Origin of the sequence: Nocardioides mangrovi (genome assembly GCF_020073815.1) — a bacterium.
Classification (GTDB): Bacteria; Actinomycetota; Actinomycetes; order Propionibacteriales; family Nocardioidaceae; genus Nocardioides; species Nocardioides mangrovi.
Genome location: NZ_JAIQZJ010000027.1, coordinates 1 through 13,403 on the forward strand (window position 1 = coordinate 1; position 13,403 = coordinate 13,403).

Consider the following 13,403-nt stretch of genomic DNA (forward strand, 5'->3'; position numbering starts at 1 on the left):
GCCAAGGGCGCGTTAGCGTGAGTCACGAGGACCTCCAGTAGGTGGGTAGGTGTGGTAACCCCCTCCGTACTGGAGGTCCTCGCTATTCGTCTACGCCTCGCCGTTCACAACCTGATGAGGAACTACAGCTAGCTGGTGGTCGCCAGCACCAGCGGACGGACCTCCGCGGCGCCCGCGGCGCGCACCGCCCGGGCGGCGAGGGTGAGGGTCCAGCCGGTCACCACGAGGTCGTCGACGAGCAGGATCCGCGACCCCGCGGGGACCTCACCCTGCAGGGCGGACCGACGGCCGACGGCGGCCACCCGCTGCGCCGAGTTGGCCGCTCCCTGGCCCGGGACGACGTCGGGGTCGACGATCGCCCACCGGCCCACGACCGGCACCTTCAGGTAGCGCGAGAGCCCCTCGGCGAGGTCGGCGGTGAGGGTCGGCCGGCTCGCGGACTCGACCTCGACGAGCCCGTCGACCGGCGGTCGCCAGTCGCCGAGCACCTCGATCACGGCCCGCACCAGCGGGACCGGGACCGGGCCGTCGGGGGTGCCGGGGGCGAAGAGCTCGCGCAGCGCGTTGCCGTAGCCGAGGTCGGTGAGCCGCGCGACCGCACGGCCCTCCTCGGCCGCCTCGGCGATCTTGCCGCGCAGGTCGATGCCGAGGTTGGCCAGCGAGGTCGGCCACATCTTGCGGGGCTCGACCACGACGCCGGGCCGGGCCAGCCGGGCCTCGGCCTCCTCCACGGCGTCCGCGGAGACCTCCCGGGCGACGTCGAAGCCGCCGCAGTTGTCGCACCGGCCGCAGTCGACGGCGCCGGGGTCGTCCAGCTGCTCGCGCAGGTAGCGCATCCGGCAGTCGTCGGTCGCGATGTAGTCGAGCATCGCCCGCTGCTCGCGCTCCCGCGCCTCCTGGACCCGGCGGTAGCGCTCCTCGTCGTAGCTCCACGGCCGGCCGGTGGACTCCCAGCCGCCGCGGACGCGGCGTACGGCGCCGTCGACGTCGAGCACCTTGAGCATCGTCTCGAGGCGGGTGCGGTTGAGGTCGACGTAGGTCTCCAGCGCGGCGGTGCTCAGCGGCCGGCCCTCCTCGGCCAGCACGTCCAGGACGCGGCGGACCTGCTCCTCGCGCGGGAAGGCGAGCGAGGCGAAGTAGGCCCAGATGTCGCGGTCCTCGATCGCCGGCAGCAGCACCACGGTCGCGTCCGGTGTGCCGCGGCCGGCGCGGCCGACCTGCTGGTAGTAGGAGACCGGCGAGGACGGGGCCCCGAGGTTGACCACGAAGCCGAGGGTGGCGTCGAAGCCCATGCCGAGGGCGCTGGTCGCGACCAGCGCCTTGACCCGCCCGCCGGCGAGGTCCTGCTCGAGCGCCTGCCGCTCGGTGGTCTCGGTCTGGCCGGAGTAGGCGGCGACGTCGTGGCCGCGCGAGCGGAGGTAGTCGGCGACCTCCTGGGTCGCCGCGACCGTCAGGCAGTAGACGATGCCGGAGCCCGGCTGCTCGGCGAGGTGGTCGGCCAGCCAGGCCAGCCGCTGCTCGGCGGTCTTCAGGGAGACCACCCCGAGCCGGAGCGACTCCCGGTCGAGCGAGCCCCGGAGCACCAGGACATCCGTGCCCATCTGCTCCGCGACGTCCTGCGTCACGCGGGCGTTGGCGGTGGCGGTGGTGGCGAGCACCGGGATGCCGTCGGGGAGGTCGGTGAGGAGGGTGCGGATCCGGCGGTAGTCGGGCCGGAAGTCGTGGCCCCAGTCGGAGATGCAGTGGGCCTCGTCGACGACGAGGAGCCCGCAGGTCGCGGCCAGCCGGGGCAGCACCTCGTCGCGGAAGCCGGGGTTGTTGAGCCGCTCCGGGCTGACCAGCAGGACGTCGACCTCGCCGGCCCGGATGGCGTCCTGGATCGGCTCCCAGTCCTCGGAGTTGGTGGAGTTGATGGTGACCGCGCGGATGCCGGCCCGCTCGGCCGCGGCGATCTGGTTGCGCATCAGCGCGAGCAGCGGCGACACGATCACGGTCGGCCCGGCGCCCTGCTCCCGCAGCAGGAGGGTGGCCACGAAGTAGACCGCCGACTTGCCCCAGCCCGTCTTCTGCACCACGAGCGCCCGCCGCCGCTCGACGGCGAGCGCCTCGATCGCGGACCACTGGTCCTCGCGCAGCTGGGCGTCGTCGCTCCCGACGAGCGCGCGCAGGTGGCGCTCGGCGGAGGCGCGTACGTCGGTCGCGGCGGTGGTCATGCCCTCTGTCTACCAGCGGCGTCCGACGGCCGGCACGACGGTGGGGCCGGGCTGTGGATGACGGGCAGGATCAGGCGGCCGGGCCCTTGCTCCGGACGTCGGCGACCGACTGCATCGCCTCGCGCAGCTCGGCCAGCCAGTCCTCCTCGTGCTGGCCGACCAGGCGCACGCACCAGGCCAGCGCGTCCGAGCGCGACCGGGCCACGCCGGCGTCGACGAGCGTGTCGAGCACCAGCCGCTGGGGCTGCCGGAGCCGGGTCATCACCGGCGCGGCGACGTGGGTCCACAGCTCCGCGTGGTCGCCGACGACGACCCCCCACGACACCTTCGCGTCGTACCGGTGCTGGGCCTCGCGGGCGATCTCCATGCGCTGGGCGCGGGTCTCCTCGCGGAAGGCCGACGCGCGGCCGGCGCGGGCCTCCGCGCGGGCGACGTCGGTGGCGTCCTCGGCCAGCTCGACGTCCGGGATCGTGAGCCGGAGGGTGATCTCCTCGCGGTCGATCGTGATGTCCGCGGGGGCGGTCTGCCACTCCGCGGGGAGTCGCCCGGCGAACCAGCCGGCGACGCGCTCTCGCGCTTCCTCGGTCAACATGCTTACATGATTACACCGCAAGCAAAACGATGCCACGGGTGGAGGATGCCGACATGGGTGTGGACGAGCCGGGACTGCCGACGCTCTACGACTGGGCCGGAGGCGGTGACGCCGTCCGTCGCTTCATCGACGCCTTCTACGACCGGGTCGAGCGCGACGACCTGCTGGCCGGCTTCTTCCCCGGCGGCGTCCACGAGGACCACCGCGCCCACGTCGCCGCCTGGTGGTCGGAGGTGCTCGGCGGACCCGCGACCTACACCGCCGAGCACGGCGGCTACGAGGCCATGCTGGCCCACCACCGCGACCTCGCGATCACACCCGAGCAGCGGCACCGGTTCGCCTCGACCATGAGCCTCGCGCTCGACGACGCCGGGCTGCCCGACGACCCGGAGTTCCGCGCCGCGGTCATCGGGTACGTCGAGTGGGGCACCCGTCTGGCGATGCACAACTCCCGCCCCGGCGCAGCCGACGTCGTCGAGCACGCACCCGTCCCGCGGTGGGGATGGGGCGTCGCGCCGCCGTACCGAGGCTGAGGTATCGCCGACGACGACGTATCTGACGAATGCCCGTCCGCTCCTCGAACTCCAACGCGGCTCACTCGGGTCGCCGACCTCAGGAGCGAATCATGAACAAGTCAGTCCCGATCGCGGCCGCAGGTTTCGCCGTCCTCGCCATCAGCGGCAGCGCCCTCCTCGGTGCCACCACCGCCACCGCCGCCGACGGCGGCAAGGCGGCGCTGCCGCACCTCGCCGCCAAGAAGGCGCAGGTGGTCGCCTGCTCGGGCGGCACCACCGTCTCGATGAACTACCGCAGCATGGACCAGCAGTCGATCGCCGCCGGCGCCACCGCCGACGTCGAGGGCTCGCAGATCACCGTCAAGGGCCCGAAGAAGGGCACCGACCGGATCCTCGTCACGCTCTCCGCGCTCGCCATCAACGGCAGCAGCCAGCTCGGCCTGGCCAGCCTCTACAAGGACGGCGTCGGCACGCCCGAGGGCCAGAAGTACTTCGGCTACGGGAGCACCCCGGCCACCGTGCAGTTCTGCGGCACGATCAACAAGGGCCAGCACACCTTCGTCGTGAAGATGCAGGACGACGGCGGCACCGGGCTCACGATGTACAACCCGACCATCACCTTCCAGCGCTTCAACTGACCGCCGTCAGGCGGCGGTGAAGGCCCCGTCGGCGAGCACGGGTACGACGTCGGACGCGTCGAGCTGGGCGGCCAGCTCGACATCGTCCGGGAAGCCCCCGTCGACGAGCTCACGCCCGCTGGTGCTGGCGGGCAGCTCGGTCGGCAGCCGGTCGGCCACCGCACGGAACGCCTGCTCGGCCACGCGGGCCTCCACGGAGAGGTCCACGGATCCGAGGTCGGCCAGCGCCGCCACGACCGCGCCGGCACCCCAGAGGTCCTCGACCGCCGGACGCAGGGTGTCGTCCGGCCACCGTTCTCCGGCCGCGACGACGACCACCGGGGACTCGTCGTCGTGGCCGGCCGGCCGGTCCCGCAGCCAGCGCGCGACCGCGCTCCGGTTGCGCAGCGAGGCACCGACCACCTGCACCCCCGCGTCCGCGAGTCCGAAGCAGATCGACGAGCCGTTGGGTGAGGGCAGCACCAGGCGTCGTACGCCGGTCGCGGCCAGCACCGTCGAGGGCGACAGGCTGACCTCGCCGGGGTGCGCGGCCCGACGTCCGACCGCGAGGACCGCGTCCCGGGTCCGGGCGTAGGTCGTCGCCCGGACGTCCGCCCACCGGAAGGGGTAGACGGTCATGCCGCGCTCGACCGCGACGGTCAGCGTGGTCGTGAAGGACAGGACGTCGACGACGACCGCCACGCCGCCGGGCCGGATCGACGCGGCCGCGCCGGTCGGACCCCACTCGACGTGGACGGACGTCACCAGATGCGCACCCGGTCGGCCGGGTCGAGCCACAGACCGTCGCCCTCGACGGTCTCGAAGACCTCGTGGAACTCGTCGAGGTTGCGCACGATGTTGGCGCGGAACTCCGGCGGGCTGTGCGGGTCGATGGTGAGGTACTGCTGCTCCTGCTCCTTGCGCCGCTTGGTGCGCCAGCAGAAGGCCCAGTTGAGGAAGAGCCGGCGCCGCGACTCGGCGTCCGCGCTCCCGTCCTGGGAGATCAGGTACGCCGTGTGACCGATCGTCAGGCCGCCGAGGTCGCCGATGTTCTCGCCGACGGTGAGCGCGCCGTTGACGTGCTCGCCGGGCAGGGCGCGCGGCTCGAAGGCGTCGTACTGCTCGATCAGCGCCTTGGACTTCACCTCGAAGGCGGCCTTGTCGTCGGGGGTCCACCAGTCGTTGAGGTTGCCGGCACCGTCGTACTGCGCGCCCTGGTCGTCGAAGCCGTGGCCGATCTCGTGCCCGATCACCGCGCCGATGCCGCCGTAGTTCTCGGCCTGCTCGGCGTCGGGCGAGAAGAAGGGCTTCTGCAGGATGCCGGCGGGGAAGCAGATCTCGTTGGTGCCGGGGTTGTAGTAGGCGTTGACGGTCTGCGGCAGCATGAACCACTCGTCGCGGTCGACCGGCCCGCCGATCTTGGCCAGCTGGCGGTCGGTCTCGAAGGCCGACGCCGCGGCGACGTTGCCCATGAGGTCGTCGCTGGTGACGTGCAGCGCGGAGTAGTCGCGGAAGGTGTCGGGGTAGGCGATCTTCGGGCGGAAGGTCGCGAGCTTCTCGTAGGCCCGCTCCTTGGTCTCCTCGGTCAACCAGTCGAGCTGGGAGATCGACTGGCGGTAGGCCGCGAGCAGGTTGGCGACCAGCTCGTCCATCATCGCCTTGGACGCCGGCGGGAAGTGCCGCGCGACGTACTCCTTGCCGACGGCCTCGCCGATCGCGCCCTCGACCAGGGCGACGCCGCGCTTCCACCGGGCCCGGAGCTCGGGCGTGCCGTTGAGCGTGCGGCCGTAGAAGTCGAAGTTGGTCTCCACGAAGTCGTCGGTGAGGTACGCCGCGGCCGCGCGCAGCACGTGCGCGAGCAGCCACGAGCGCCACTCCTCGAGGCCGATCACGTCGAGGACGCCGGACAGGTGGGAGAAGAAGGACGGCTGCCGCACGCAGACCTCGGCGAGGACGACGTCACCGTCGATCGCGGGCCCGCCGAGGTTGGTGATGTAGGCGTCCCAGTCGAAGCTCGGGCAGAGCTCGACGAGCTCGGCCTTGGTCATCAGGTTGTAGGTCTTCTGGACGTCGCGGGTCTCCGCACGCTCCCAGTGGCCGGCCGCGATCCGGGTGTCGATCTCGAGCACGGTCGCGGCGGCGACGTCGGGGTCCGGCGTGCCGGCGAGGCTGAAGAGGCGGGTCAGGTAGGCGACGTACTTCTCCCGCACCTCGGCGAACTTCTCGTCCCGGTAGTAGGACTCGTCGGGCAGGCCCAGCCCGCCCTGCACCAGGTGGAAGAGGTAGCGGTCGGAGTCCTTGGAGTCGGTGTCGACGTAGGAGCCGAAGAGGCCGTGTCCGCCGATCCGCTCGAACTCGCCGAGGAACGCCGCGAGGTCGCGCACGTCGCGCAGCCCGGCAACCGCCTCGACCAGCGGCCGGATCGGCGCGGTGGCGCGGCGGTTGATCGTGTCGGTGTCCATGAAGGAGGCGAAGAGCGCCCCGATCTTGCGGGCGTCCTCGTCGACCTGCTCGCCACGGGAGACGCGGCCGGCCAGGTCCTCGATGATCGCGTGGACCTGCTCCTCGGCGGCGTCGGCGAGCTGCACGAACGGTCCCCAGCTGGACCGGTCGGAGGGGATCTCGGTGTCGACGAGCCACCGCCCGTTGACGTGGCCGAACAGGTCGTCCTGGGGCCGGATGTCCAGGTCCATGCCCTCGCGGGCGTCCTCGAGAGTCGTCACGGCCCCGACCCTAGATGACAGGTGGCGAGAGGAGAACGGCACTAGCCTGCGGGCATGACCGACGTACCTGCCGACGCCCTGCGCGTCGTCGCCACGATCCCCACCGACCCGGCGAAGTCCGAGGAGGTCGGTGCCGCGCTCGCGACCCTCGCCGCCGCCACCCTCGCGAACGAGGAGGGCTGCTACGCCTACGACGTCTACGCGTCCGCCGCGACCCCCGGTGTCTTCGTCACCGTCGAGGCGTGGCGCGGCCAGGCCGACCTCGACGCCCACATGAGCACCCCGCACATGGCGGACGCCTTCGGTGTCCTGGGTGGCGCGATCGCCGGCGACGTGGCGATCCACCCGCTCCGGGCCCTCTGAGGCTGCCCGTCCGTCGGCGGGTCTTACCCGCCGGAAACACCCGCGGTCGATACTTCCGCACATGAGCACCGTCGACGTACCTCTGGAGCCCCGCGACTACGGCAGCAAGGTCGCCGCCGTCGAGCCGGGGGGCGTGGAGTTCATCCCGCTCGAGGAGCGGCACGGGTCGCCCGTGCAGCTCCTGTGGACGTGGGCCTCGCCCAACCTCGAGTTCGCGACCGTCTTCGTCGGCGTGATCGGCACCCTCTTCTTCGGGCTGTCCTTCACCCAGGCGGCGCTGGCGATCCTTCTCGGTACGGCGCTCGGCGCGATCACCCACGGCTACCTCTCGACGATGGGCCCACGCACCGGGCTGCCGCAGATGGTCGCCTCGCGCACGGCGTTCGGCTTCTGGGGCAACGCCCTGCCGGCCGTGGTCAGCTCGGTGATGGCCGGCATCGGGTGGTTCGCGGTCAACAGCGTGAGCGGCGCGCTGGCGCTGGCGTCGCTGACCGACCTGCCCGACGTCGTCTGCCTGCTCATCGTGGTCGGCATCCAGGTCGTGGTCGCCTTCTTCGGCCACAACTTCGTGCACGTCTTCGAGCGCTTCGCCTTCCCCGTCCTCGCGGTGATCTTCCTGGTCGCGATCGTCGTCGTCTTCACCAAGGCCGACCCGGGCGCGCCCAGCGGCGGCGGTGGCTTCGGCGGCTTCATGCTGCTGGCGTCGGCGAGCTTCGGGTACGCCGCGGGCTGGAACCCCTACGCCTCCGACTACTCCCGCTACCTCGCGCCGACCACCGGCCGGGTGCAGGTCTTCGCGTGCGCCGGCCTCGGCATCTTCCTCTCCTGCGCCGTCCTCGAGCTGGCCGGTGCCGCGGCCGTCACCGCCGGGGCGGACCCCTTCTTCGGCAACCCGACCACGGCGTTCACCGACCTGCTGCCGTCCTTCCTCGGCAACCTGACGCTGCTGGCGATCGCGCTCGGCGCGGTGTGCGCGAACGTGCTCAACATCTACTCCGGCGCGATGGCCTTCCTGACCCTGGAGATCCGGCTGCCGTCCCACATCCGGCGCGCGCTGGTCGCGGGCGTCTTCGGCGTGATCGGCTTCTTCGTCGGCTGGAGCGGCCTGCAGGACGCCGGCTCGAAGTACGAGAACTTCCTGCTCGTCATCGCCTACTGGGTCGCACCGTGGCTGGGCGTGATCCTCACCGACCGGCTGCTGCGCCGCGGCACACCGTCGGTCGGCGCGATGCTGACGAAGGGCTACGCCAACTGGGCCGGGCCGATCGCCTTCGTCGTCGCGACGGTGGTCTCGGTGTGGCTCTTCTCCGACCAGACCAAGTACGTCGGCCCGATCCCGTCGAACCACCCCGGCGTCGGCGACCTGACGCCGGTCGTCGGCTTCCTGATCGCGGCCGTCCTCTACGCCGTCCTCTACCGACCGCTGGCGGCCCCCACCCCGCCGACCCCGGCAGCGGTAGCGTCCGAGGCATGAGCCTGGACCTCACCACCGCCCGGGACTGGCTGGCCGTCGCCGTCGAGGAGGCCCGGCTCGGGCTCGCCGAGGGCGGCATCCCGATCGGCGGCGCCCTGGTCGCCGCCGACGGCACGGTGCTCGGTCGCGGCCACAACCGCCGGGTGCAGGACGACGACCCGTCGATGCACGGCGAGACCTCGGCCTTCCGCAACGCCGGCCGGCAGCGCACCTACGCCGGCACCACGATGGTGACGACCCTGTCGCCGTGCTGGTACTGCTCGGGCCTGGTCCGCCAGTTCGGCATCTCGCGGGTCGTGGTCGGCGAGGCGACGACGTTCTTCGGCGGCCACGAGTGGCTCGCCGACAACGGGGTCGAGGTGCTCGTGCTCGAGGACCCGGAGTGCATCGGCCTGATGACCGACTTCATCGCCGCGCGGCCCGAGCTGTGGTTCGAGGACATCGGCGAGGACCCCGCCTGAGCGGGATCGTCGGCGTCGATCGTTGCCGGGTCAGTCCCGGACGCGGACGACGGACTTGCCGAGCGTCTTGCGGTCGTCCATGTCGATGAGCGCCTGGCCGAACTCCTCGAGCGCGTACGACGCACCGATCGGCGGTCGGACGATGCCCGACTCCATCATCGGCAGCAGCTCGGCCCACTGCTGCTGCATGTAGCCGGGACGGAACATCGCGTAGGCGCCCCAGCCGACGCCGCGGACGTCGATGTTGTTGAGCAGCAGGCGGTTGACCTTGACCTCGGGGATCCCCTGCCCGGCGGCGAAGCCGACCACGAGCAGCCGGCCCTGGGTGCCGAGGGAGCGCAGCGAGTCGGTGAAGACGTCGCCTCCGACCACGTCGACCACCACGTCGACACCCTGGCCACTGGTCAGCTCCTTGACGGCGTCCTTGAACCCGTCGAGCAGCACGGTCTCGTCCGCGCCCGCGGCCTTCGCGATCGCGGCCTTCTCGTCGGTGCTCACCACGGCGATCGTGCGCGCGCCGTACCCCTTGGCGACCTGGATGGTCGCGGTGCCGACGCCGCCGGCGGCGCCGTGCACGAGGACGGTCTCGCCGGCCTTCAGGTCGCCGCGCTCGGCGAGCGCGAACTGCGCCGTCAGGTAGTTCATCGGCAGCGCCGCACCCTCGTCGAAGGAGAGCGCGTCGGGGAGGTGGAACGTCGAGTCCGCGGGGTTGGCCACGAGCTCGCCCGCGCCGCCCCAGCCGCCGACGCCCGCCACCCGCTGGCCCGGCTCGTAGCCCTCCGGCCCGCTGACGACCACCCCGGCGAAGTCGACGCCGAGCGTGAACGGCACCTCCGGCTTGAGCTGGTACTCCCCCTTGCTCAGCAGCAGGTCCGGGAACGAGATCCCGACCCGGTGCACCTCCACCAGCACGTCGCTCTCTCCGGGCGTCGGCTCCAGCACGTCGCGCACGACGACGTCAGCAGGACCGGTGGTGTCGATGACCTGGGCTGCACGCATGCGCCCGACGCTAGCGGGTGGGTGTTGGCCGTCGCTGGTTGAGGTGCGAAGGCGCCCTGGCGCCTGAGCCTCGAAACCCGGCGAGCTGACCTTCGGCCTGCGGGAGGCGCGGACTCCTCGCCGACAGGCAGCAAAGGCGGGTACGCCGCGCTCCCGGTCACCGCCGCCCCCGAACTTTCCGGTAAGTGCCAACCCGGTGGTTGAGGTGCGAGGAGCGCCAGCGACGAGCCTCGAAACCCCGGAAAGCCGACCATGGCCTGGTGCGCTGGTAGTCGACTGTCGGCGGTCGACGAGCAGGCGTTCCGGCGCGGGATCACGGCTCGGGATCGTGACCATCCTGTGACCCAGAGCCCTGTGGATATGGGGGTTCTGAGCATCTCACTGTCGGTGGCCAGTGGTTGAGTGGACGTATGGCAACGACCGCGACTCCCACCCACCGAGTGTCGGTGGCGATCGCGCACGCGAGTGCTGATCTGACCTCGATCGCCGACGCTCCGGTCTGGTCGATGAGCGACACCGAAGCCGCCGAGGCGCTCGTCGAGCTTCAGTCACTGAAGGCGCAGGTCGCCGAGCTCGAAGCCCGAGTCGCCGCCCACGCCGACGAGCAGCACGTCGGGCAGGACCGCGGCGCGTCTTCGACCGCGGTGTGGCTCGCCAACCAGACCCGGACCACCCGCGCTGCGGCCCATTCGGCTGTGAAGCTGGGCAAGGACCTTCACGCCCACCCGTTCACCCGAGCCGCGCTCGCCGCCGGCGTGATCTGCGCCGACCAGGCCCGCGCGATCCTGCGCTGGGTCGACACGCTCCCCGACGACCTCGACCCGGAGCTGAAGGTCAGGGCCGAGCAGCACCTCCTCGACCTCGCGATGGAGCACGACGTCAACGGCCTCAACCGGCTCGGGAAGCGACTCTGGGAAGTGATCGACCCCGACGGTGCCGACGCCCGCGAGGCGGAGATCCTCGAACGCCAAGAGGCCAAGGCACTGCGCTCGATGTACCTCAAGGTCTGGGACGACGGCGACGGCTCCACCTGCAGTGCGTTCAAGATGCCCCACCTCGGCGGCGCCGCCCTGAAGAAGATCATCGCCGCCGTCATGGCCGCCAAGCACCAGAACGCCACCAAGGGCGCCGGCACCGGCCACCTCACCTCAGAGCGAACCGGTCCCGAGGCTCAGGGGCAGGCGTTCTACGAGCTGCTGATGCGGTTCCCGAAGAACAAGCTCCCCAAGCTCGGCGGCCTCAACGCCACCCTCCTCGTGACCATCTCCGAGGAGTCGCTGCTGGGGCGCCTCGAGCAGGCCGGGACCATCCTCGACACCGGCGACCGCATCAGCGCCGCGCTCGCCCGGAAGCTGGCCTGCGAGGCCGGAATCCTCCCCGTCGTCATGAACGGGAAGTCCGAGGTCCTGGATCTGGGTCGCGAGCAGCGGCTGCACTCCAAGGCCCAGCGGATCGCGATCACCCTGCGCCAGCACGGACAGTGCGTCGCCGAGGGCTGCGACCGTACGAACGGCCTGCATGCCCACCACCTCATCGAGTGGGCGAAAGGCGGACCCACCGACCTGACCAACGCGGTCGGGTTGTGCCACTGGCACCACATGAAGGCCCACGACACCGGCTACGACTTGACCCACCACCCCAACGGCAGCGTCACCTTCCACCGACGCTTATAGGAGGCCCGTGGAGCCGGCACTGGCTCGGCCCCTACAGGTCAGCACCGAAGACCAGCGCCGGTGCTCCGCCCTTCTCCACCTCGCGCTCGAGTGCGAGACCGATCTTCACTGCCACCCGCTGCGACGGTTCGTTGTCCGGACGGATGATGGCGATGAGATGCCCGACCCCCGAAGTGCGAGCGACCTCGCGGACGGCCAGGCCCGCCTCAGGCGCGTATCCCCGACCCCGCAGGTCCGGACGGACGTGCCACCCGGCCTCGACGAACCACTCTCCCTCGACCTCCTGCATGGTCAGGCCGCAGTCGCCGACGAACTCCCCGGCGTGGGTCTCGAGGACCCACAGACCGAACCCGTGCTCGGTGTAGTTGCGTCGGTTCCACGAGATCCAGCCCTCAGGTCCGCGCGAGCCCCCGAGGTCCAGCGAGGAGATGTCCGGCAGGTCCGCCTCGGTCATCTCGCGGAAGCGGAGCCTCGGCGTCGGCTCGGGCAGCACGCCATCACCGTAGTCCCGGCGGGAGGATCAGCCGGGGCGGACCAGCTGGTTCATCTCGAAGTGCATCGGGTCGGTGTAGTGCCAGTCGCCGCCCCAGGTGAAGCCCCAGTGCTTGAAGATCGCGACGACGCCGCGGTCGATCTGGCCGGCGGTGCCGCGCTGGTTCTCGACGGCGTTGATGTCGAGGGCGAGACCGAAGGCGTGGTTGGAGAGCGTGGTGGTGCCGGCGATGAAGCGGGGGTAGTAGCAGCCGGCGTACTGGCTCGGGTGGATCTTGTCGGCGAGGCCCTGGGCCTGCACGTCCTGGAGGGCGGCCTTGAGCTGGGGGAAGATCAGCTTGTTGCAGGTGACGTTGCCGAGGATCGGCACCGTCTCGGTGGTGATGTGCGAGGCCACCCATGCGGGGTCGGGGGCGATGTGGCCGCCGCCGAGGACGGTGTAGCGGTAGGTGCCGACGGCGTCGGCGATGGTGCCGACGACGACGGCGGTCTGCACGACACCCGGGTCCAGGCCGTAGCGGGCGACGGCATCGGTCATCGAGACGGTCGTGTCGGTGCCCTTGAGGATCTTCTCGATCGGCTTGCGCAGCGGCTCCGGGGCGGTGCCGCCGGTCCGGATCAGCAGCGCGTTGCCCTCCGTCATGCCGAGGTCGTCGATGTAGGTGTCGTTGACGACGGCGTCGACCAGCCAGGACTGCGCGGAGTAGGCGCCGACGTGCACCTTCACCGCGTCGTCGGTGCTGCCGAGGGCGAGGTAGTCGTTCTTGTCGATCGGGGAACGCTTGACCAGCCCCGGTCGGATCGCCAGCTCGCCGCCGGCGACGCGCTGCCAGAACGTGTCGGCCTGGGCGCTGTCGGCCTTCGTGACCCAGTTGCGGTAGGTCGCGGGGTCGACCGCCGCGACCCGGATCGTGCGGTTCTCGATCGGGATCGAGGCGAGCGAGATCTGCTCGACGTCCTGGACCCCCTCCAGCTTCTCGATCGCGTCGATCCGGTCCTGCGGGATCGTCGCGGCGCCGTTGACCACGATGTCGGCGGGCGCGATCGCACCGGTCCGCTTGCCCGGCGGGTCGACCGCGTGGGCCGGGTCGAGGACGGACGCGGTCGCCGTCGGCGACCCGGACGCGGAGGCGCCGGGGTCGGTCGGCGGCGTCGACGACGCCGGGTCGCCGGCGTGCTCGCCGCCGCCGTCGCAGGCGGTCAGCGACGCCGTCAGCGCACCCATGAGTGCCGCCGTGCCGAGCGCGCGCGCCAGTCGCATAACCCCTCCCCAGGTGACGA

13 protein-coding genes are annotated in these 13,403 nt (G+C 71.5%); 6 read left to right on the forward strand and 7 right to left on the reverse strand.

Translation table 11 applies throughout. The features are described 5' to 3' along the window. Positions 1 to 128: 128 nt before the first annotated feature. On the reverse strand, positions 129 to 2,213 hold the full coding sequence (locus tag K8U61_RS23925; RefSeq protein ID WP_224125527.1) for a RecQ family ATP-dependent DNA helicase: 2,085 nt from the start codon (positions 2,211 to 2,213) through the stop codon (positions 129 to 131). 70 nt (positions 2,214 to 2,283) lie between these two features. Further along, positions 2,284 to 2,805 (reverse strand): ATP-binding transcription factor AbmR, encoded by a 522-nt coding sequence (gene abmR, locus K8U61_RS23930; protein ID WP_272491988.1) that lies wholly within the window; start codon positions 2,803 to 2,805, stop codon positions 2,284 to 2,286. Between the two features lie 53 nt (positions 2,806 to 2,858). Between abmR and K8U61_RS23935 the strand changes: the two genes are divergently transcribed. Beyond that, positions 2,859 to 3,338 carry a group II truncated hemoglobin gene (locus K8U61_RS23935; RefSeq protein ID WP_224125528.1) on the forward strand — a complete coding sequence of 160 codons (480 nt, stop codon included), beginning with the start codon at positions 2,859 to 2,861 and terminating at the stop codon, positions 3,336 to 3,338. Between the two features lie 92 nt (positions 3,339 to 3,430). Next, positions 3,431 to 3,958 (forward strand): hypothetical protein, encoded by a 528-nt coding sequence (locus tag K8U61_RS23940; RefSeq protein ID WP_224125529.1) that lies wholly within the window; start codon positions 3,431 to 3,433, stop codon positions 3,956 to 3,958. A gap of 6 nt (positions 3,959 to 3,964) precedes the next feature. Here K8U61_RS23940 and K8U61_RS23945 read toward each other — a convergent pair whose 3' ends face one another. Both K8U61_RS23945 and K8U61_RS23950 read right to left on the reverse strand, forming a co-directional pair. Continuing rightward, positions 3,965 to 4,702 (reverse strand): 2-phosphosulfolactate phosphatase, encoded by a 738-nt coding sequence (locus K8U61_RS23945; protein WP_224125530.1) that lies wholly within the window; start codon positions 4,700 to 4,702, stop codon positions 3,965 to 3,967. Continuing rightward, complete coding sequence (locus tag K8U61_RS23950) at positions 4,699 to 6,660, reverse strand: M13 family metallopeptidase (protein WP_308043351.1); 1,962 nt, start codon at positions 6,658 to 6,660, stop codon at positions 4,699 to 4,701. The genes K8U61_RS23945 and K8U61_RS23950 overlap by 4 nt, the downstream gene beginning before the upstream one ends. Before the next feature lie 54 nt (positions 6,661 to 6,714). Between K8U61_RS23950 and K8U61_RS23955 the strand changes: the two genes are divergently transcribed. From K8U61_RS23955 to K8U61_RS23965, 3 genes are all read left to right on the forward strand, one after another. Continuing rightward, complete coding sequence (locus tag K8U61_RS23955; protein ID WP_224125531.1) at positions 6,715 to 7,023, forward strand: putative quinol monooxygenase; 309 nt, start codon at positions 6,715 to 6,717, stop codon at positions 7,021 to 7,023. A 61-nt stretch (positions 7,024 to 7,084) separates the two neighbouring features. Continuing rightward, positions 7,085 to 8,497, forward strand: coding sequence for a purine-cytosine permease family protein (locus K8U61_RS23960; RefSeq protein ID WP_224125532.1), 1,413 nt, complete (start codon positions 7,085 to 7,087; stop codon positions 8,495 to 8,497). After that, positions 8,494 to 8,958 (forward strand): nucleoside deaminase, encoded by a 465-nt coding sequence (locus K8U61_RS23965; RefSeq protein ID WP_224125533.1) that lies wholly within the window; start codon positions 8,494 to 8,496, stop codon positions 8,956 to 8,958. Before K8U61_RS23960 ends, K8U61_RS23965 begins: the two co-directional genes overlap by 4 nt. A 30-nt stretch (positions 8,959 to 8,988) precedes the next feature. Here the strand turns inward: K8U61_RS23965 and K8U61_RS23970 are convergent, their stop codons facing one another. Continuing rightward, entirely contained in the window at positions 8,989 to 9,957 is a 969-nt protein-coding gene (locus tag K8U61_RS23970) for an NADPH:quinone oxidoreductase family protein (RefSeq protein WP_224125534.1), read from the reverse strand. Between the two features lie 506 nt (positions 9,958 to 10,463). On the opposite strand from K8U61_RS23970, the gene K8U61_RS23975 reads away from it, so the two are divergent. Further along, positions 10,464 to 11,630 carry an HNH endonuclease gene (locus tag K8U61_RS23975; RefSeq protein WP_224125535.1) on the forward strand — a complete coding sequence of 389 codons (1,167 nt, stop codon included), beginning with the start codon at positions 10,464 to 10,466 and terminating at the stop codon, positions 11,628 to 11,630. A gap of 31 nt (positions 11,631 to 11,661) precedes the next feature. On the opposite strand, the gene K8U61_RS23980 is transcribed toward K8U61_RS23975, so the two are convergent. Next, complete coding sequence (locus K8U61_RS23980; RefSeq protein ID WP_224125536.1) at positions 11,662 to 12,123, reverse strand: GNAT family N-acetyltransferase; 462 nt, start codon at positions 12,121 to 12,123, stop codon at positions 11,662 to 11,664. A 27-nt stretch (positions 12,124 to 12,150) separates the two neighbouring features. Beyond that, on the reverse strand, positions 12,151 to 13,383 hold the full coding sequence (locus K8U61_RS23985) for a M15 family metallopeptidase (protein WP_224125537.1): 1,233 nt from the start codon (positions 13,381 to 13,383) through the stop codon (positions 12,151 to 12,153). Between the last annotated feature and the right edge of the window lie 20 nt (positions 13,384 to 13,403).

Bases quoted from the DNA above. Each gene is read 5' to 3' on its own strand.
- K8U61_RS23970 (WP_224125534.1), bottom strand. From the start codon at position 9,957: ATGCGTGCAGCCCAGGTCATCGACACCACCGGTCCTGCTGACGTCGTC.
- K8U61_RS23975 (WP_224125535.1), top strand. From the start codon at position 10,464: ATGAGCGACACCGAAGCCGCCGAGGCGCTCGTCGAGCTTCAGTCACTG.
- K8U61_RS23985 (WP_224125537.1), bottom strand. From the start codon at position 13,383: ATGCGACTGGCGCGCGCGCTCGGCACGGCGGCACTCATGGGTGCGCTG.
- K8U61_RS23965 (WP_224125533.1), top strand. From the start codon at position 8,494: ATGAGCCTGGACCTCACCACCGCCCGGGACTGGCTGGCCGTCGCCGTC.
- K8U61_RS23935 (WP_224125528.1), top strand. From the start codon at position 2,859: ATGGGTGTGGACGAGCCGGGACTGCCGACGCTCTACGACTGGGCCGGA.
- K8U61_RS23925 (WP_224125527.1), bottom strand. From the start codon at position 2,213: ATGACCACCGCCGCGACCGACGTACGCGCCTCCGCCGAGCGCCACCTG.
- abmR (WP_272491988.1), bottom strand. From the start codon at position 2,805: ATGTTGACCGAGGAAGCGCGAGAGCGCGTCGCCGGCTGGTTCGCCGGG.
- K8U61_RS23940 (WP_224125529.1), top strand. From the start codon at position 3,431: ATGAACAAGTCAGTCCCGATCGCGGCCGCAGGTTTCGCCGTCCTCGCC.
- K8U61_RS23955 (WP_224125531.1), top strand. From the start codon at position 6,715: ATGACCGACGTACCTGCCGACGCCCTGCGCGTCGTCGCCACGATCCCC.
- K8U61_RS23960 (WP_224125532.1), top strand. From the start codon at position 7,085: ATGAGCACCGTCGACGTACCTCTGGAGCCCCGCGACTACGGCAGCAAG.